The 17,878-nt window shown below is 69.3% G+C and carries 20 protein-coding genes; 7 read left to right on the top strand and 13 right to left on the bottom strand.

The genetic code is table 11. The features are described from left to right. Window positions 1-44 precede the first annotated feature (44 nt). Window positions 45-1,022 (bottom strand): M48 family metallopeptidase, encoded by a 978-nt coding sequence (locus tag CBM2588_RS02200; RefSeq protein ID WP_115679167.1) that lies wholly within the window; start codon window positions 1,020-1,022, stop codon window positions 45-47. 99 nt (window positions 1,023-1,121) lie between these two features. Between CBM2588_RS02200 and CBM2588_RS02195 the strand changes: the two genes are divergently transcribed. Then, on the top strand, window positions 1,122-2,381 hold the full coding sequence (locus CBM2588_RS02195) for a muropeptide transporter (protein ID WP_115679166.1): 1,260 nt from the start codon (window positions 1,122-1,124) through the stop codon (window positions 2,379-2,381). 11 nt (window positions 2,382-2,392) lie between these two features. Here the strand turns inward: CBM2588_RS02195 and CBM2588_RS02190 are convergent, their stop codons facing one another. Together CBM2588_RS02190 and CBM2588_RS02185 are read right to left on the bottom strand one after the other, a co-directional pair. Continuing rightward, window positions 2,393-3,241, bottom strand: coding sequence for an acyl-CoA thioesterase (locus tag CBM2588_RS02190; protein WP_115679165.1), 849 nt, complete (start codon window positions 3,239-3,241; stop codon window positions 2,393-2,395). A 113-nt stretch (window positions 3,242-3,354) separates the two neighbouring features. After that, window positions 3,355-4,242, bottom strand: coding sequence for a DMT family transporter (locus CBM2588_RS02185; RefSeq protein WP_115679164.1), 888 nt, complete (start codon window positions 4,240-4,242; stop codon window positions 3,355-3,357). A 111-nt stretch (window positions 4,243-4,353) separates the two neighbouring features. Here CBM2588_RS02185 and CBM2588_RS02180 point away from each other — a divergent pair, with 111 nt between their 5' ends. Then, window positions 4,354-5,268 (top strand): LysR family transcriptional regulator, encoded by a 915-nt coding sequence (locus CBM2588_RS02180; RefSeq protein WP_115679163.1) that lies wholly within the window; start codon window positions 4,354-4,356, stop codon window positions 5,266-5,268. Window positions 5,269-5,290: 22 nt separating this feature from the next. On the opposite strand, the gene CBM2588_RS02175 is transcribed toward CBM2588_RS02180, so the two are convergent. Beyond that, a complete protein-coding gene (locus CBM2588_RS02175) occupies window positions 5,291-5,857 on the bottom strand; it encodes a TetR/AcrR family transcriptional regulator (RefSeq protein WP_115679162.1) in 567 nt (188 codons plus the stop codon). An 86-nt stretch (window positions 5,858-5,943) separates the two neighbouring features. On the opposite strand from CBM2588_RS02175, the gene CBM2588_RS02170 reads away from it, so the two are divergent. Further along, window positions 5,944-6,372: a VOC family protein gene (locus CBM2588_RS02170; protein ID WP_115679161.1), complete on the top strand. Its 429-nt coding sequence runs from the start codon at window positions 5,944-5,946 to the stop codon at window positions 6,370-6,372. 22 nt (window positions 6,373-6,394) lie between these two features. On the opposite strand, the gene metW is transcribed toward CBM2588_RS02170, so the two are convergent. The 5 genes from metW to argB form a co-directional block, all read right to left on the bottom strand. Beyond that, window positions 6,395-7,006 carry a methionine biosynthesis protein MetW gene (gene metW, locus CBM2588_RS02165; RefSeq protein ID WP_115679160.1) on the bottom strand — a complete coding sequence of 204 codons (612 nt, stop codon included), beginning with the start codon at window positions 7,004-7,006 and terminating at the stop codon, window positions 6,395-6,397. After that, window positions 7,003-8,184: a homoserine O-succinyltransferase MetX gene (gene metX, locus CBM2588_RS02160; protein ID WP_115679159.1), complete on the bottom strand. Its 1,182-nt coding sequence runs from the start codon at window positions 8,182-8,184 to the stop codon at window positions 7,003-7,005. The genes metW and metX overlap by 4 nt, the downstream gene beginning before the upstream one ends. Before the next feature lie 276 nt (window positions 8,185-8,460). Further along, the gene (gene slmA / locus CBM2588_RS02155; RefSeq protein ID WP_115679158.1) at window positions 8,461-9,123 is read right to left on the bottom strand and encodes a nucleoid occlusion factor SlmA; all 663 of its coding nucleotides are present in this window, start codon (window positions 9,121-9,123) and stop codon (window positions 8,461-8,463) included. Next, complete coding sequence (locus CBM2588_RS02150) at window positions 9,120-10,070, bottom strand: pyrimidine 5'-nucleotidase (RefSeq protein WP_115681364.1); 951 nt, start codon at window positions 10,068-10,070, stop codon at window positions 9,120-9,122. Before CBM2588_RS02150 ends, slmA begins: the two co-directional genes overlap by 4 nt. A 72-nt stretch (window positions 10,071-10,142) precedes the next feature. Then, window positions 10,143-11,060 carry an acetylglutamate kinase gene (gene argB / locus CBM2588_RS02145; RefSeq protein ID WP_039008462.1) on the bottom strand — a complete coding sequence of 306 codons (918 nt, stop codon included), beginning with the start codon at window positions 11,058-11,060 and terminating at the stop codon, window positions 10,143-10,145. A gap of 370 nt (window positions 11,061-11,430) precedes the next feature. On the opposite strand from argB, the gene CBM2588_RS02140 reads away from it, so the two are divergent. Further along, window positions 11,431-11,682: a cysteine-rich CWC family protein gene (locus CBM2588_RS02140; protein ID WP_115679157.1), complete on the top strand. Its 252-nt coding sequence runs from the start codon at window positions 11,431-11,433 to the stop codon at window positions 11,680-11,682. On the opposite strand, the gene CBM2588_RS02135 is transcribed toward CBM2588_RS02140, so the two are convergent. Continuing rightward, a complete protein-coding gene (locus CBM2588_RS02135) occupies window positions 11,631-12,185 on the bottom strand; it encodes a DMT family transporter (protein WP_115681363.1) in 555 nt (184 codons plus the stop codon). The two genes, CBM2588_RS02140 and CBM2588_RS02135, sit on opposite strands and share 52 nt — an antisense overlap. A 93-nt stretch (window positions 12,186-12,278) precedes the next feature. On the opposite strand from CBM2588_RS02135, the gene CBM2588_RS02130 reads away from it, so the two are divergent. Beyond that, window positions 12,279-13,214, top strand: a complete 936-nt coding sequence (locus CBM2588_RS02130; protein ID WP_115679156.1) for a LysR family transcriptional regulator — start codon at window positions 12,279-12,281, stop codon at window positions 13,212-13,214. 25 nt (window positions 13,215-13,239) lie between these two features. Here the strand turns inward: CBM2588_RS02130 and CBM2588_RS02125 are convergent, their stop codons facing one another. Continuing rightward, entirely contained in the window at window positions 13,240-13,722 is a 483-nt protein-coding gene (locus CBM2588_RS02125; RefSeq protein ID WP_115679155.1) for a copper chaperone PCu(A)C, read from the bottom strand. A 186-nt stretch (window positions 13,723-13,908) separates the two neighbouring features. On the opposite strand from CBM2588_RS02125, the gene CBM2588_RS02120 reads away from it, so the two are divergent. Together CBM2588_RS02120 and CBM2588_RS02115 are read left to right on the top strand one after the other, a co-directional pair. Further along, window positions 13,909-15,303 (top strand): ATP-binding protein, encoded by a 1,395-nt coding sequence (locus CBM2588_RS02120; protein ID WP_115679154.1) that lies wholly within the window; start codon window positions 13,909-13,911, stop codon window positions 15,301-15,303. Continuing rightward, window positions 15,300-15,911, top strand: coding sequence for a response regulator transcription factor (locus CBM2588_RS02115; RefSeq protein WP_115679153.1), 612 nt, complete (start codon window positions 15,300-15,302; stop codon window positions 15,909-15,911). Before CBM2588_RS02120 ends, CBM2588_RS02115 begins: the two co-directional genes overlap by 4 nt. Window positions 15,912-15,988: 77 nt before the next feature. Here CBM2588_RS02115 and CBM2588_RS02110 read toward each other — a convergent pair whose 3' ends face one another. Then, window positions 15,989-16,282 (bottom strand): hypothetical protein, encoded by a 294-nt coding sequence (locus CBM2588_RS02110; protein ID WP_115679152.1) that lies wholly within the window; start codon window positions 16,280-16,282, stop codon window positions 15,989-15,991. A 239-nt stretch (window positions 16,283-16,521) separates the two neighbouring features. Beyond that, entirely contained in the window at window positions 16,522-17,853 is a 1,332-nt protein-coding gene (gene hslU, locus CBM2588_RS02105) for an ATP-dependent protease ATPase subunit HslU (protein ID WP_012351484.1), read from the bottom strand. Window positions 17,854-17,878: the final 25 nt, after the last annotated feature.

The following is a 17,878-nucleotide window of genomic DNA, read 5'->3' as shown; positions in this document are numbered from 1 at the left end:
TCAAGGCGCTGTGCGGAATGCGGCGCGGCGGGCCGCAACGCCGTTCAGCGCTTCAGCGGCTTTTGCCGGTCCTCGTCGCCGGCATCCACCGGCGCATCGCCCAGCCCCGTCATATTGGGGCGGTAGGGCGGCAGCTTGTCCACCGTGGTGTGGATCGCGCGCGCGTACAGCGGCAGCACCTCGGGCAAGTGCTTTTCCAGGTCGGCGATGCGGCTGCGCCCGGACGGATGGGTCGACAGGAATTCGGCGCCGGACTGCGAGACCTTGCCCATCTTCTGCCACAGCGACACCGCCGCGCGCGGATCGTAGCCGGCGCGCGCGGCCACATCCATGCCGATCAGGTCGGCCTCGGACTCGTCCGAGCGGGAAAAGCGCAGCGTCAGCAGGTGCGCGCCCGTGCCCAGCGCCATATTGCCGAGGTTGCCGAAGCCGAACAGCTGCGAGATCACGTTGGCGCCGAGGTTGGTGATCTCGGATTTGGCGGCGCGCTCGCGTGCATGCTCCTGCAGCGCGTGCGCGATCTCGTGCCCCATCACCATGGCGACTTCGTCATCGGTCAGCTTGAGCTGGTCGAGCAGCCCGGTATAGACCGCTATCTTGCCGCCCGGCATGCAGAACGCATTGACCTGCTTCGAGCCGATCAGGTTGATCTCCCACTGCCATTGCCGCGCGCGCTCGTTCCAGCGCGCGGTCTGCGGCAGCAGCCGCTTGCCTATGGCACGCAGGCGCACCAGCTGCGGATGGTTGTCGGGAGCCAGCGCGCGCTTGGCGATGGCCTCCTGCTTGAGCTGCTCGTACTCCTGCACGGCCTGCTGCTCGATCACCTCGGCCGGCACGATGTTGCGCACCGCGGAGCCGCCCGGATTCAGCCGGATGCCGCCGGCACTGCCGTCCTGCGGCTGCGCCGGCGCCGGCACGCTCCAGCCGAGCGGCAGCACGGCCGCGGCCAGCGCCAGCGCACGGGCCAGCCGCAGTCGACGCTGTCGATAGAGACGCTGAACACCTTGCAGGCGGCGACGCATGGGCGATTCCTTGGGCGCAATCGGAGAGTGGGCAAACAGGTGGTGCAATAATACACGGCGCCCGCGCAGCCGCACGGGCGGCACACGGCTGCCCCACCCATGAATTTCCAGACCTATCTCGATATCTTCCGCAACCGCCGCATCGGCGCCATGCTGATGCTGGGCTTCGCCTCCGGCCTGCCGCTGGCGCTGACCTCGGGCACCTTGCAGGCGTGGATGACGGTCGAAGGGCTGGACATCAAGACCATCGGCTTTTTCTCGCTGGTGGGCCAAGCCTATATCTTCAAGTTCCTGTGGGCGCCGCTGATGGACCGCTACACCCCGCCGCTGATGGGGCGCCGGCGCGGCTGGCTGCTGCTGACCCAGGTCGGGCTGGTGCTGGGCATCGCCGGCATGGCGTTCTGCCCGCCGCAGCAGGCGCTGTGGATGCTGGCGGCGCTGGCCACGCTGGTGGCGTTCCTGTCGGCCTCGCAGGACATCGTCTTCGACGCCTACAGCACCGACGTGCTGCGCCCGGCGGAGCGCGGCGCCGGCGCGGCGGTCAAGGTGCTGGGCTACCGGCTGGCGATGCTGGTCTCGGGCGGCCTGGCACTGTGGCTGGCGGATCGCGTGCTGGGCTGGCAACAGACCTACCTGCTGATGGCGGCGCTGATGGGCGTGGGCATCGTCACGCTGCTGTGGGCGCCGGAGCCCGACGTGCCCGCGCGCGCGCCGCGCTCGCTGGAAGAGGCGGTGGTGGGCCCGCTGCGCGACTTCTTCGCGCGCCCGGGGGCCTGGTGGCTGCTGCTGCTGATCGTGCTGTACAAGCTCGGCGACGCCTTCGCCGGCAGCCTGTCGACAACCTTCCTGATCCGCGGCGCCGGCTTCTCCGCCGGTGAGGTCGGCATCGTCAACAAGACCCTGGGGCTGGCCGCGACCATCCTCGGCGCGCTGTTCGGCGGCACGCTGATGGTGCGCCTGGGCCTGTACCGCTCGCTGATGCTGTTCGGCGTGCTGCAGGCGGTGTCGAACCTCGGTTACTGGATCCTGGCGGTGACCCCGCCGCACCTGTGGACCATGGGCGCCACCATCGCGGTCGAGAACCTGTGCGGCGGCATGGGCACGGCGGCCTTCGTCGCGCTGCTGATGACGCTGTGCAACCGCTCGTTCTCGGCCACGCAGTATGCGCTGCTGTCGGCGCTGGCGTCGGTGGGCCGGGTCTACGTGGGGCCGACGTCGGGCTATATGGTCGAAGCCTGGGGCTGGGCGCCGTTCTATCTGGGCACCGTGGCGGTGGCGCTGCCCGGCGTGATGCTGCTCTGGGCGATGCGCCACACCGTGCACCGCTACGAGGCTCAGGCGCGCGAAGCGGTGGCCTGAGCGGGCCGGGCCTATTCCTTGTAGTAGACGATCTGGTGCGACGTGGCGATCAGCTCGCCCGCGGCGCTCCACAGCTGCGCGCGCTGGTCGAAAAAGCCTTGCCGGAACACCTGCGCCTGCGCGCTGGCGAGCACATGGCTGTCGCCCAGCGCGGCCAGCGTGGCCGCGTCGGCATGGAAATACGTGGTCATCGACACCGTGCCGGCCGGCACGAAGCCCGCGCGCTTGAGGAAGATGCGCGGGTAGAAGCTGTCGGCCCAGGCCGCCACCGCGGCGAAATCCGGCGTGCGCGCCGGCGCGTCGCGCAGCCAGAACTGGGTCAGGCTGTCCGGGTGCTCGGTACCGGCCTCCGCGGTTGGCTTGGCGCCGCGCACCGGCCGCATGTCGTAAGCCTTGAGCCAGCGCACCGGCGCAAACCCGCCCATGGTCGGCAGCACGTCGGCGGCCGGCACGTCCGGCATCACCGCTTCGTCGCAGGCCCAGGTGTCGCGCCGCACCGCGAACATCGCGGTGGCGGTGGTGGTCACGGCATCGCCCTGGCGCAGTTCCAGGGTCCAGTGCTGGGTCGAGCGATTGGTGCGGACCGGGCGCGCCTCGATCTCGAACGGGCCCTCGGCGATCGGGCCGGCAAAGTTGACGGTCAGTGAAACCGGCTCGCCCAGGCGCTGCGGATGGTCCAGCGCCGCCTGCAGCAGCGTGGCGGCCGTGATGCCGCCGAACGGCCCGATCATGTTCCAGTACGCCGGCGTGGTGCGGCCCTGGAAGCGGTGTTCGCCGGCCGGCGCCAGCGCCAGCGCGTCGTCGAAGGGATGGAGCTGGCTTGCGGCAGCGTCGGCGTGGATCTGGGGCGCAGTGGACATGGCGGAAGCAGGCTGGTCTCGTTGGAATAGAACGATCGTTCGCTTAGCTGCCTACACTAACCGTAGTCAGCGCTCCGGTCAAGCGCGGCCTTCCGCTGGCCGTGCCCTGGGCCTCATCCCTGCGCCCGCCGCCGCAACGGCAGCGCCCAGCCGAGCTGGTTGGCAACCACCCCGAGCAGCACCAGCGCCATGCCGGCCACCTGCAACGGCCCCAGCACTACGCCGAACACCATCACGTCGATGACGATCGCGACCAGCGGATAGATGAACGACAGCGTGGCAATGGACACCACCGACAGCCGCTGGAAGGCACCATACAGCAGCGTGTACATCACGCCGGTGTGCACCAGCCCCAGCGCCAGCAGCGCCGCCCAGGTGCCGCCGCCATAGCTGCCCGCCGCCGGATGCGCCAGCGGTGCCAGCATCAGCACGCCCAGCACCATCTGCAGGCCGGCGATCTGGCCGGGCGGGATCGCCTGCAGCCGCCGCGTGGCCAGCGTGGTCACGGCGTACAGCAGTGCCGCCAGCAGTCCCAGGCCAATGCCGGCCAGCATCGACGCGCCGCCCGCGCCGTGCTCCAGCCCGGTGATCAGCATGACGCCGGCAAAGGCCAGCAGCAGCCATGGCAGCCGCGCGAACGGGAACGGCTCGCGCTGCAGCACCGACGTCAGCAGCAGCAGGAAGAACGGCTGGGTGTGGTAGACCACCGTGGCGATGGCGATGCCGCTGTACGCGTACGCCGAGAACAGCGCCAGCCAGTTGAGCACCAGCGTGATTCCGCCCAGCGCCAGCCAGCCGGCCTGGGCGCGGGTCATGCGCACCCAGCCGCGCTGCAAGGTCAGCACGCCCAGCAGCGCGGCGCCACCGAACAGGCAGCGGAAGAACACCACATCCAGCGGCGGCTGGCCGCTGGTTACCACGAACCAGCCGATGGTGCCCGACAGCATCATGGCTGCCACCATGCGCCAGGCGCCGCCGCGCTGGGGTTGTTGCGAAGGCATGAGGAACTCCGGTCTAGCTAATGCCAGCATTGTTTCACTCGTCTTCAAAGTCAACAATGCAGCCAGACCTCAATTAGTATTTGACTACAGGTCAAAAACGAGGGGTTAAGCATGCTTGATACGCCACTCAATGCGATGTCGGTGTTCGCGCGCGTGGTCGAGTGCGGGAGCTTCTCGGCCGCCGCACAGGACCTTGGCATGACGCCGTCGGCGGTCAGCCGCCATGTCTCCCGGCTCGAAGCCAGGCTCGGTGCAAGCCTGCTGCAGCGGACCACGCGCGCGTTCGCGCTGACCGAGCTGGGCCAGTCGGTCTACGCCGCGTGCGCGCGCATGACTGCCGCGGCGCGCGAGGTCACCGCGCTGGCCGGCGAGCACGGCGGCGCGCCGCACGGCGTGCTGCGCGTGAGCGCGCCGGTGTCGTTCGGGCAAGCCTGGCTGGCGCCGCGGCTGCCGCCGTTGCTGGCGAAGTATCCGGGACTGGACCTGCAACTGACGCTGGCCGACCGCATGGTCGATCTGGTGGAAGAGGGCCTGGACGTGGCCGTGCGCATCGCGCGCGAACTGGCCCCGGGCCTGGCGGCGCGGCCGCTGCGCGAGGTGCGCTACCGGCTGGTGGCCTCGCCCGCTTATCTGGAACGCCACGGCGCGCCGGCCACGCCGGCCGACCTGCCGGCCGCGCGCTGCCTGTACCTGGGCTACGGCAATTTCGGCGAGCGCTGGACCCTGCGCCCCCAGTCCGGCGGCGACAAGGTGGAGGTCCGCATCCCGCCGCGGCTGACGCTCAACAACAGCCTGGCGATCATGAGCATGGTGGAGCGCGATGCCGGCATCGGGCTGGTGCCGGATTTCTCGCTGGGCGATGCGTTGGAGCGGGGGCGTGTGGTCACCGTGCTGGGCGACTGGGACATCCTGGAGCCCTACATCGGCACGGCATACGCGGTGTACACGCCGACGCGGCATGTTCCGCCCAAGGTGCGGGCCTTTGTCGACCACCTGGCGGGCAGCGCCGGCGACGCGCCGCGGTGACGATCCGCTGGGGCACGGAGTGCTAGCCCCCGGTCTGCCCCAGCACCCGGCGCAGCAGCCACAGCATCGCGTCGCGCACGCGGCCGGCATCGGCGCCGGCTTCGATCTCCAGCGCGGCGCGGTCGAACGCCGCCGACAGCAGCGGCGCCACGCCGTCTGCATCGACGCCCGCTGCCTCCAGCCCCTCGCGCAGGGTGCGGGCGGCGTTGGCTTCGTCGAGGGCCAGCATCTCGCGCAATCCCAGCACCGCCGGCCCCTCCACTAGCAGCAGGCGGGTGCGGCCGGGCACCGTCATTGTCTGCAGATACGCCTGCGCCCCGCTGAGCAATGCCCCAGCAGGGTCTTGCCCCGCCGGCGTGGCGGCTTCGATATCGGCGGCGACGGCCGCGGCTTCTTCGGCCAGCACATGGCGGAACAGGTCGCGCTTGTCGGCAAAGTGGTGGTACAGCGCGCCGCGGGTGATGCCGGCGGCGGCACAGACGTCAGGCGTCGACGTGTCGCCGTAGCCACGGCTGACGAACAGGGCACGCGCGGCCTCCGTCAGCGCCTGGCGGGTGGCTTCGGTACGCTCGCGGTTGGTTCGGGACACGCTTCGGATTCCTTGCAAACATGCAGCCTGTATCTTAATATCTATTTACATACAGGCTGCATGTATTTGAGACGAGGGAAGCCATCATGAAAGTCACCAGCTATTACCCGGTCATCATGACTGCCGACGTGGCCGGGACGGCCGCGTTCTATCAACAGCATTTCGGCTTTACTGCCCTGTTCGCCAGCGACTGGTACGTGCACCTGCAACTGGCGGATGACCCGTCAGTCAGCCTCGCCGTGCTCGACGGCACCCACGACACCATCCCCCCGCCGGCCCGCGGCCAGCGCGCGCAAGGGTTGCTGCTGAACTTCGAGGTGGAAGATGCGGATGTGGTCCATGACCGGCTGCGCGCGGCGGGCCTGCCGATCCTGCAGCCACTGCGCGACGAAGCCTTCGGCCAGCGGCACTTCATTACCGCCGATCCCAACGGCGTGCTGATCGACATCATCAAGCCTATCCCGCCGTCGGCGGAATTCGCGGCGCAGTACCAGGCCGGCGCGCTGCCGGGCTAGGCGCGCAACCCGCTCGACCGGCTCAGGCCGCGCAGACCCGGTACACCGCCAGGCTGCCGCGCCAGTTGACGCCCCAGTTGACGGTCACGCCCTCGTGCATCACCACGCGGTCGAGCACGCGCAGGCCGACCTTGGGCGCCAGCGCCTCGAAGTCGCTGATGGTCAGCACGCGCACGTTGGGCGTGTTGTACCACTGGTAAGGCAGCGACTCCGACACCGGCATGCGCCCGCGGAACACCGACAGGCGGTGCGGCCAGTAGCCGAAGTTCGGGAACGAGACGATGCACTCGCGCCCGACCCGCAGCGTGTCGCGCAGCACCTGCGCGGTGTTGTGGATGGTCTGCAGCGTCTGCGACAGGATCACCGTGTCGAAGCTCTTGTCCTCGAACAGCGCCAGCCCGCCCTCCAGGTTCTGCTGGATGACATGCACGCCCTTCTGCGCGCAGGCCAGCACGCCTTCGTCGCGGATCTCGATGCCGTAGGCCTGCACCTCGAGCTCGTCCTGCAGCACGCGCAGCAGGCTGCCATCGCCGCAGCCCAGGTCGAGCACGGTGGAATTGGGTTCGATCCAGCGCGCGATCGCGCGGAAGTCGGGGCGCAGGGCCAGGATATTGGGATTGGCCAGGGCGTTCATGCGCCGATCTCCTCCGCGATGCGGTCGTAGTAGGCGCGCATCAGGTTGTGATAGCGCGGGTCGTCGAGCAGGAAGGCATCGTGGCCGTGCGGCGCGTCGATCTCGGCGTACGAGACCGGGCGCTTGTTGTCCAGCAGCGCCTTGACCAGCTCGCGGCTGCGGCTGGGCGCGAAGCGCCAGTCGGTGCCGAAGCTGGCCACCAGGAAGCTGGCCTGGGTCTGCGCCATCGCGCGTGTCAGGTCGCCGCCGTAAGCCAGCGCCGGGTCGAAATAATCGAGCGCGCGCGTGATCAGCAGGTAGGTGTTGGCGTCGAAGTACTCGGCGAACTTGTCGCCCTGGTAGCGCAAATAGCTTTCCACCTGGAACTCGACATCGAACGAAAAGCGGATGTCCTCGCTCTTGAGCTCGCGGCCGAATTTCTCGGCCATGTCCTCGTCCGACAGGTAGGTGATATGGCCGATCATGCGCGCCACGCGCAGCCCACGCTTGGGCTTGACGCCGTACGCGTAGTAGTTGCCGCCGTGGAAATCCGGGTCCGACAGGATCGCGCTGCGCGCCACTTCGTTGAAGGCGATATTCTGCGCCGACAGCTTGGGCGTGGAGGCGATCACGATGCAATGGCGCAGGCGCTCCGGGTACATCAGGCTCCAGGCCACCGCCTGCATGCCGCCCAGGCTGCCGCCCATCACCGCGGCGAACTGCGTGATGCCGAACGCGTCGGCCACGCGCGCCTGCGCATTGACCCAGTCTTCCACCGTGACCACGGGGAACGACGCGCCATAGGGTGCGCTGGTGGCCGGGTTCAGGCTCATCGGCCCGGTCGAGCCGAAGCACGAGCCCAGGTTGTTGATGCCGATGACGAAGAAGCGGTTGGTATCGAGCGGCTTGCCGGGACCGACCATGTTGTCCCACCAGCCCACGTTGCGCCGGTCTTCGGCATAGACGCCCGCGACATGGTGCGAGGCGTTCAGTGCGTGGCAGACCAGCACCGCGTTGGAGCGGTCCGCATTGAGCGTGCCGTAGGTCTCGACCATCAGGTCGTAGCCGGCGATGGACGAGCCGTTGCGCAGCTTCAGCGGCTCGGCAAAGTGCATGCGCTGCGGCGCGACCACGCCGACCGAATCCGGCGGCAGGTCGAACGCGGCAGGCGCGGCGGTCGGCAGGGCGACATCAGTCATGGAATCCGGCCCGTGGCGAACGGGCATAAAAAAACCCGACCGGCATTTGCGTATCAAGCGTCGCAGCCAAGTCGGGATTCGCTGGATTCCCTGCGGGATTCCGCGTGCCGGCGCCATCCACTGCCGTGGTGGCATGGGGCGCCGACCCAACCTCTTTAGCCGCATTTATAGTGGCGAGCCATCGGAACCCTGTCCGTGGCTGCCGCGCGCCCGCAAGCCAGTCATCAAATCGGCGCGACCGGGCAATTATAGAGCAATCGGCCCGGCTGGTTGCATTCAGCCCAGCAGCACGCGCAGATGCGCGTCGGCATGGTCCGACGGTGACTTGCGGAAACCGCTCTTGGCATAGCGGTGCCACTGGCCCTGCACCGCCGCCATGATCAGCGCGGCGCGCGCGGGAATATCGGCATCCGCCGGAAACGCGGCCTGGGTCACCGCCACCTTCAGGCACTGGCGCAGCGACGCCTCGATGCGGTCCACCACCTGGTTGATGCGCTCCTGCAGCCGTTCGTGCTCGCCCACCAGGGCCTCGCCGGTCAGCACGCGCGTCATGCCCGGGTTCTTTTCCGCGAACGACAGCAGCATGCGCACGATCGCATGCGCCTGGCGCAGGCCGTGCTCTTCCTTGTCGGTGATCTGGTTGATCAGGCCGAACACGGTCTGCTCGATAAAGCCGATCAGCCCCTCGTACATCTGCGCCTTGCTGGCGAAATGCCGGTACAGCGCCGCCTCGGACACGCTCAGGCGCGCGGCCAGCGCCGCGGTGGTGATCTTCTCCCCGCGCGGGTGTTCCAGCATGGTCGCCAGCGTCTGCAGGATCTGCACGCGGCGCTCGCCGGGGCGCGGACGCTTGCGCGCCGGCGCCGCCCGCTGCTGGTCGGCGTCCGGCTCGCTGCCCGCGATGACCGCCTCTGGTTCGCGCCCGTTGCTTTGCGTCATGACCCGGTTCTCCGCATTCGTCGTTGGAGTTGATGCATCGATTGTACTTTTATGTCCACATAGGCCGGCCGGTTCGGCACGCGCGCACGCACGCGCGGCACGTTGTCGGGCTGCGCCTGCGGCGCCTGGGTCTCGGCGGCCACCAGCGTCACCGAGCGCTCCTGCACGGCGTGGCCGGCATGGCGTCGGTCCTCGGCCTGCAGCGTCGAGCGCACCGCGGCGTCGCGGCGGCTGCCGTCGTCATGCGCGGCGGCGGGCGCGGCGGGCACCCTGTGCGGTCGTGAAGGCGCGACCGTGCGCAGGTAGCCCGTCACCCACGCGGTGCGGATGCCGGTGCCGGCGTAGCGCTTGAGATGCGACACCGTGTCCTCGACCAGCACCGCGCGATGCGGCGCGATGCGGGCCTGCGCCAGCAGCCGGCGCAGCATGCGGCGGTCCGGCTTGGGCCGCAGATGCCCGTGCACCCACATCTGCTCGATCGCCACCACGCGCTCGAAGCAGTGCCGAATGCCGGCGATCTCCAGCACCGCGCGCGCATAGTCCTGCGGCGCGTTGGTGACCAGGATCTTGCGCCCGGGCAGGCGCAGCAGGTGCGCGGCCAGGCCGCGCCGGACCCGTACCATCTCGGCCAGCGCCGGGAACTCATGCGCGGCGCGCAGGAAGTCCGCCGGGTCGACGCCGTGGTGGCGGATCATGCCGAGCAGCGTGGCGCCGTAGCGCTGCCAGTAGTCCACGCGCACGCGGCTGGCGGTGGCTTCGTCGCAGCCGAGCACGCGCGCCACGTACGCGGTCATCAGCCGGTTGATCGCCGGGAAGATCGCGTGCGAGGCATCGTGCAGCGTGTTGTCGAGATCGAACAGCCAGACCGTGCCGCCCGAGGTATCGCCCGCGGGACGGCGGCGGAGGCGAGCGCGGACACGGCGCGGTGAGGAAAGACTGGAAGGCACGCCGGGCAACTCGGAAGGTGGTGGGATATGCCGGAGCGGCCGGCCGTGGCCGGCGCCGCTGCGGGGCTCCGCTCAGTGCGAGCGGATCATGGTGCCGAAGGCCTGCTCGGTCAGGATTTCCAGCAGCAGCGAATGCTCGATGCGGCCGTCGATGATGTGTACCGAATGCACGCCGCTCTTGGCCGCGTCCAGCGCCGACGAAATCTTCGGCAGCATGCCGCCCGAGATGGTGCCGTCGGCGAACAGTTCTTCGATCTCGCGCGCGGACAGGTCGGTCAGCAGGTTGCCCTTCTTGTCCATCACGCCCGGGATGTTGGTCATCATCACCAGCTTCTCGGCCTTGAGGATCTCGGCCATCTTGCCGGCGACCACGTCGGCGTTGATGTTGTAGGCCTGGCCGTCGTCGGAGAAGCCGATCGGCGAGATCACCGGGATGAAGGCGTCATCCTGCAGCGCCTTGACCACCGCCGGGTTGATCGCCTCGATGTCGCCGACGTAGCCGATGTCGATGAACGCGCCCGGGTTCTCGCGGTCGGGCATCTGCAGGCGCTTGGCGCGGATCAGGCCGCCGTCCTTGCCGGTCAGGCCGACGGCCTGGCCGCCGTACTGGTTGATCAGCATCACGATGTCCTGCTGGACTTCACCGCCCAGCACCCACTCGACCACTTCCATGGTCTCTTCGTCGGTGACGCGCATGCCCTGCACGAAGGTGCCGACCTTGCCCACCTTCTTCAACGCCTCGTCGATCTGCGGGCCGCCGCCGTGCACCACGACCGGGTTCATGCCGACCAGCTTGAGCAGGATCACGTCGCGCGCGAAGCCGTGCTTGAGCTTCTCTTCGGTCATGGCATTGCCGCCGTACTTGACCACGATGGTCTTGCCGTGGAACTTGCGGATATACGGCAGGGCCTCGGCGAGGATCTCGGCCTTCAGTGCGGGAGCGATGGCGGCCACCGCGGTCGCGGCAGGCCCAGGGTTGTCGGCGTTCATGGGGGACATCCGTGAGAATCAACAGGTATGATGGCTAAGCCGCCGCGTCCCCGGGGGGAAGCCCGACGGATCGCCCCCGGGGATCGCCCGAAAGTGCGCCATCCGGCCACGGCAGGCGCCGATTTTACAAGAAACCGCGCGGGGCGAAAGCGCGCCGGCCCAACCGGGCACGGCGAAGCGGCTGCAAGCGGCCTGCGGGGCACCGGCGCGTTCCGTCGATGCAACAAGCGCGCGGCTTCCCGGCCCGCCGTCTCAGCCGTTTGGCCTGCACCGAGGCGCAGTGTTCCCCAAGACTTGCCATCATGTCAGCAGCCACCTTTCGCTCGCCCGACCGAATCCAGTCCATGACGCCAGCACCGCGGAGGCGGCCATGAGCGACGCCACCGCGGTGCTGACCGGGCAGTTGCGACCGGTCGAACATTGCAGCCGCTGCGGCGCAGGCTTTGTCTGCGGCTATGTGGCAGGACTGCCCGAGTGCTGGTGCGCCAGCCAGCCGCTGCTGCCGGCGCGGCACATCGTGCCGGGCCAGCACTGCCTGTGTCCGGCGTGCCTGGCGGCGCGGCGGGATGGTCAGACGCCGGAATCCGCACCCGCTTCCGTACCCGATCCAGCGGCCGGCTGACGCGCCGGCGCAACGGCCGCGCCGCTGTCCCACTGCATCGCCAGCATCCCGGCCACGATCAGCGCGGCGCCGGCCACCCGCGTCGGCGTCAGCGCGCGCACCGCAAACCCGGCCAGGCCGAACTGGTCGACCAGCAGCGCGGCCAGCACCTGCCCGGCCACCACCGCGGCAATGAAGCCGGCGGCGCCCAGCCTGGGCGCCATGATCAGCGCGGCCGAGATATAGAACACCCCCAGCACCCCGCCGCTCCACAGCCAGGCCGGCGCCTGCGCCAGCGCCGCCGGCGACGGCAGCGGCACCCGCATCAGCCACAGCACCGGCAGCAGCGCCAGCAGGCTGACCAGCAGCGACACCAGCGTGGCCGACAGCGGATGGCCAAGCATGCGCCCGAGCGTGGCGTTGGCCCCGGCCTGGAACGGGATCGCGGCACCGGCCAGCACGGCGGTGCCAAGCGGCAGCCAGAGCGATGCCGGGATCGAAAACGACAGCTGGGTGCCTGACATGGCGCGCTCCATAGGGCAAGATGCGATGCCAGCAGTTTGAAATATCGCTTTGCGAATTTCCAATTCTGCTTTCGTACGTTTAATATTCGCCGAATGAATAGCCTACGCGGAATCGACCTCAACCTGCTGGTGGTGCTGGAAGCGCTGCTGGCGGAGCGCCATATCTCCCGCGCCGCGCTGCGGCTGCACCTGAGCCAGCCGGCGGTCAGCCATGCGCTCGGGCGGCTGCGGCAGCTGCTCGACGACCCGATCCTGGTGCGCGGCAAGGGCGGGCTGGTGCTGAGCGCGCGCGCGCACGAGCTGTCGGGGCCGCTGGCCGAGGCGCTGGCGCAGGTGCGCATCCTGCTGGGGCCGAGCGGCTTCCAGCCGGCCACCGCGCGGCGCAGCTTCCGGCTGGCGATGTCCGACTACGGCGCGCTGGTGGTGCTGCCGCGGCTGCTGCGCGCGGTGCGCAAGGCCGCGCCCAATATCGACCTGGTGGTGTCGCAGGCCAGCCGCGAGGGCATGACCGCGCAGGTGGCCGATGGCGAGATCGACATGGCGCTGGGGGTGTTCAGCCACCAGCCCGAAGGCGTGCAGTCCGCCGAGCTGTTCCGCGAAAGCTATGCCTGCGCGGTCGATGCCGCCACCGTGCGCGATACCGGCCGGCTCGACCAGGTGGCCTACCTGGCGCGCTCGCACGTGCTGGTCGCCACCCACAGCGAACGCATGGACGCGATCGACACGGCCGTGGCCAAGCTGGGGGGACGGCGCAAGATCGCCTGCGTGGTGCCGCACTGGAGCGTGGCGCCGGCGCTGATCGCCGGGACCAACCTGGTGCTGACCACCGCGCGGCGCAGCCTGGCCGCGCTGGAAGACGATCCGCGCTACGCCGTGTTCGCGCCGCCGTTCGCGCTGGACGACTTCACCTTCAGCATGATCTGGCACCAGCGCACCGAGGCCGATCCCGCCCACGCCTGGCTGCGCGAGCGCGTGCTGGCGGCGGCGTCGAGCCCGGAAGCGGACGAGCCGATCAGCCTGCGCGGCTGACGCCCCGGCGCGGGCCGGCCGCCGGTCAGTGCTTGTGCTCGCCGTGGCCGCCGCTGGCGGCGCCCGGCACCATGCTGCGCACTTCGGCCGTGACTTTCTGCTCGATCACCTTGCCGCCCTGCTCGATCTTCAGCGTGATGGGCACGGTATCGCCGGGCTTGAGCTGGGCCTTCAGGTCCATCAGCATCACGTGGTAGCCGCCCGGCTTCAGTTCGACGTTCTGCATCCTGGGCAGGTCCAGCGACTTGATCTGGCGCATGCGCATCACGTTGCCTTCCATCTTCATCTCGTGCAGCTCGGCCGACGCCACCGGCGACGAGACGCCGACCAGCTTTGCGTCCTGGTGCGCGTGCAGCACCATGAAGGCGCCCGAAGCGGTCTGGGTCGGCACCGTGCCGCGCACCCAGGCGCTGCTGACATCGACCTGCGCCAGCGCGGCGCCCGATGCCAGCGTGGCGGCCAGGGCAAAGGTAGCGGCCAGCGTGGCCGGGCGGAATTTGGCTTGCATCAAAGGCTCTCCTGAAAGCAGACATTAGACCATGCGGGGACCGCCCATGCCCGAGCCCGCCGTAGCCGCCCGGCACGCGCGATCGACAACGCAACCAGCCAGTCTGGCAGCCGGCGCGGCAACGCGCCAATGCGGCAAGGTGTCGCACGCGCCGGCGCCCCGCGGCGGCATTGATACACTCGCGCCATGCGCACCGCCCCAGCCGTGACCCGCCTGCCTGACTTCCCGTTCCTGTCGCCCCTGCCGGCCGGCAGTTCGGCACGCCATGGCCAGGTGACGCTGCGCCGGCTGTTCTGGCTGCGCTGGGCGCTGCTGGGCGGACAGGCGCTGACCGTGCTGGTGTGCGAGCCGATTGCCGGCATCCGCCTGCCCTACACGCCGCTGCTGGTGGTGCTGGGGCTGCAGGCGCTGTTCAACCTGCTCACCGGCCTGCGGCTGCGCCAGCACACGCGGCGCAACAGCGCGCCCGGCGAGGCCGAGCTGATGGGCCAGCTGCTGGTCGACCTGACCGCGCTGTCGGCGATCCTGTTCTACACCGGCGGCGCCACCAACCCGTTCGTCTCGTTCTACCTGCCGGGGCTGGCCATCGCCGCGGCCATCCTGCCGTGGCGCCAGGTGATTGCGCTGTCGCTGTACGCGCTGGCCTGCTACACGGTGCTGCTGATCGAGTACGTGCCGCTGGACCTGCACAACCCGGACAACGCGGTGACCTACCACCTGGCCGGCATGTGGCTGAACTTCGTCGCCAGCGCGGTGATGATCGCGCTGTTCGTGGCGCGCCTGTCGGGCGTGCTGCGCCAGCGCGAGGCGCAGCTGAACCTGGCGCGCGAGCAGCTGCTGCGCGAAGCGCGCGTCGAGGACCTGAACGGCCAGGCCGCCGCGGTGGCGCATGAAATCGGCACGCCGCTGGCGACGCTGGCGGTGATTGCCGGCGAGCTGCGCGCCGATGCCTCCGACGCCGGCCGCGGCGCCGCCGCCATCAGCGGCTATCTGCCCGACCTGCAGACCATGGAGCAGCAGCTGGCGCTGTGCCGCTCGACCCTGGCGCGGCTGCGCGAAGACCCGGCCACGCTGGCGCCGCAGCGCATCGACGGCTGGCTGCCGGCGTTTGCCGAGCGCTGGCAGCTGCGCCATCCCAATGCCAGCCTGCAGGCCGTGGCCACGCCGGGCGCCGGCGCGCAGGCGGTGGAAACCGCGCGCGTGGGCCAGATCCTGACCATCCTGCTGGACAACGCCGCGCGCAGCCAGCAGGCCGCCAGCCGCGGCGCGCAGCCGTTGCAGCTGCAGATCGCCATGGCCCCCGGCAATACCGCGCCATGGCTGTCGTTCCGCGTTGCCGACCACGGCGACGGCATCCCCGAAGCGCTGCGCGGCCAGCTCGGCGAAACCCCGGTGGCCAGCCAGCATGGCGGCCAGGGCATCGGCCTGTACCTGGCGCAAAGCGCCGCCCGCCAGATGGGCGGCGAACTCGCCTGGCATGACCGCCCGGGCGGCGGCACCGTCGCCGAACTGCGCCTGCCCGCGCTCTCCACGCTTTCCACCTCCGCGGCCGCCACCGCCACCATGCCTTCTGCGTTATGACCGAACCCCTTACCCCGGTACCCGAAGCCACCGCACCGGCCGGCACGCCCTTCCTGGTGATCGACGACGACGAAGTCTTTGCCGGCACGCTGGCGCGCGCTCTGACGCGCCGCGGCTATGCCGTGGCGGTGGCGCACGACGGCCGCACCGCGCTGGCGCTGGCGGCGCGCACCGACTTTGCCTACGTCACGCTGGACCTGCACCTGGAGCCGCCGCCCGAAGCCGGCAGCACCGCGCCCGCCGAGTCCGGGCTGCAGCTGGTGGCGCCGCTGCGGCAGGCCCTGCCCGACGCGCGCATCCTGATCCTGACCGGCTACGCCAGCATCGCCACCGCGGTGGCGGCGGTCAAGCAAGGCGCCGATGAATACCTGGCCAAGCCGGCCAATGTCGATTCGATCCTGACCGCGCTGATGGCGGGCGTGTCGGAAGACGCGGCGCAGGCCGCGCTGGAAGAACCGGTGCCGTTGTCGGTGGCGCGGCTGGAGTGGGAACATATCCAGCGCGTGCTGGCCGAGCATGGCGGCAATATCTCCGCGACGGCGCGCGCGCTGAACATGCACCGGCGCACCTTGCAGCGCAAGCTGGGCAAGCGGCCGGTATCACGCTGAAGGCGCTGAACGGGGTTCCCCAATGCAAAAGGCCGCGCACGTGCGCGGCCTTTTGCATGGCGTGGCATGGCGCCGCGCTACAGGCGCAACTGGACGTAGTCCCAGTCCAGGCCGTCGGCACCGTCCGGCGGCGCACCGCTGTCGGCGATGCGCATGGCATCGCCGGCATGGCGGTCCGCCAGCGTGAACAGCGCGCCCGAATCCAGCGCCAGCGTTGCCGCCGCGGCGGCGGCCGCGCCCAGGGTGCCCGATTGCGCGGCTTCGGCCGCCGGCATCGCCGGACGGATGCAAAGGAAGGCCGTTGCGGCGGCCAGCGCGGCCAGCAGGCCGCCCGTGGCGAGCACCACCCGGCGGGTCTTGTAATGGACCATGTGATTTCTCCTGCCAGTGGGTTGAGGGGGATGCGGTGGCTCCCGCACCGGTCAATCGACCGTCAAGGTGCGCAAGGGTCGCATCGCCCGGCCACGCCGGCCAGCGGGCTTACCATTGCTTACGAGCCTTACCGCGATGTGGCAGGTGGAAACGCACGGACATGAAAAAAGGCGCACTGCGGTGCGCCTTTCAAAAAGGCGCACCGCAGTGCGCCTTTCGTTTTGCCATGCCGCGGGCTTTACAGCACGTAGCGCGACAGGTCCTCGTTGCCGGCGAGGTCGCCCAGGCGTTCCTCGACGTACGCGGCGTCGATGGTCACGGTCTCGCCGGACGACTTGCTGGCATGGAACGACAGATCCTCCAGCAGCCGCTCCATCACCGTGTAGAGCCGGCGCGCGCCGATGTTCTCGACCTTCTCGTTGACCGAGAACGCGATCTCGGCGAGCCGGCGGATGCCGTCCGGCGCGAACACCAGGTTGACCTCCTCGGTGTTCAGCAGCGCCTGGTATTGCTTGGTCAGGCTGGCATCGGTCTGCGTCAGGATAGCCTCGAAGTCCTGCACCGACAGCGATTCCAGTTCCACGCGGATCGGGAAGCGGCCTTGCAGCTCGGGGATCAGGTCGCTCGGCTTGGACAGGTGGAACGCGCCCGAGGCGATGAACAGGATATGGTCGGTCTTGATCATGCCGTACTTGGTGTTGACCGTGGTGCCCTCGACCAGCGGCAGCAGGTCGCGCTGCACGCCCTGGCGCGACACTTCGCCGCCGCCGATATCGCTGCGGCTGGCGATCTTGTCGATCTCGTCCAGGAACACGATGCCGTTCTGCTCGACGTTGGCGATGGCCTTGTGCTTCAGTTCCTCGTCATTGACCAGCTTGGCGGCCTCTTCGTCGATCAGCAGCTTGAACGCTTCCTTGACCTTCATCTTGCGGCGCGCCTTCTTGCCCTGGCCCAGGCCGGCAAACATGGTGCGGATCTGCTCGGTCATGTCTTCCATGCCCGGCGGGCCCATGATGTCCATGCTCGGCATGCCGGCGGAGACCTCGAGCTCGATGTCCTTGTCGTCGAGCTGGCCTTCGCGCAGCTTCTTGCGGAACACCTGGCGCGTGTTGGAATCCTTCTCTTCCGGCTGCGAGAAGCCGATATCGCGCGGCGGCGGCAGCAGCACGTCGAGCAGGCGGTCCTCGGCGGCGTCCTCGGCCTTGGTGCGCACCTTCTTCATCTCGGATTCGCGCGTCTGCTTGATCGCCATCTCGGCGAGGTCGCGCACGATGGTGTCGACGTCGCGGCCGACATAGCCCACCTCGGTGAACTTGGTCGCCTCGATCTTGATGAAGGGCGCGTCGGCCAGCTTGGCCAGGCGCCGTGCGATCTCGGTCTTGCCGACGCCGGTCGGGCCGATCATCAGGATGTTCTTGGGGGTGATTTCCTGGCGCAGCGGCTCGGCCACCTGCTGGCGGCGCCAGCGGTTGCGCAGCGCCACCGCCACGGCCTTCTTGGCCTTGTTCTGGCCGATGATGTGCTTGTCGAGTTCGGAAACGATTTCCGACGGGGTCATGGTGTGCGACATGGTATCCGTTCAGTTGGGGCGCGGT

Origin of the sequence: Cupriavidus taiwanensis (assembly GCF_900250075.1) — a bacterium.
Taxonomy (GTDB): domain Bacteria; phylum Pseudomonadota; class Gammaproteobacteria; order Burkholderiales; family Burkholderiaceae; genus Cupriavidus; species Cupriavidus taiwanensis_C.
Note: the sequence above shows the minus strand (reverse complement) of the source record. Positions and strands in the feature narration are given on the sequence as shown.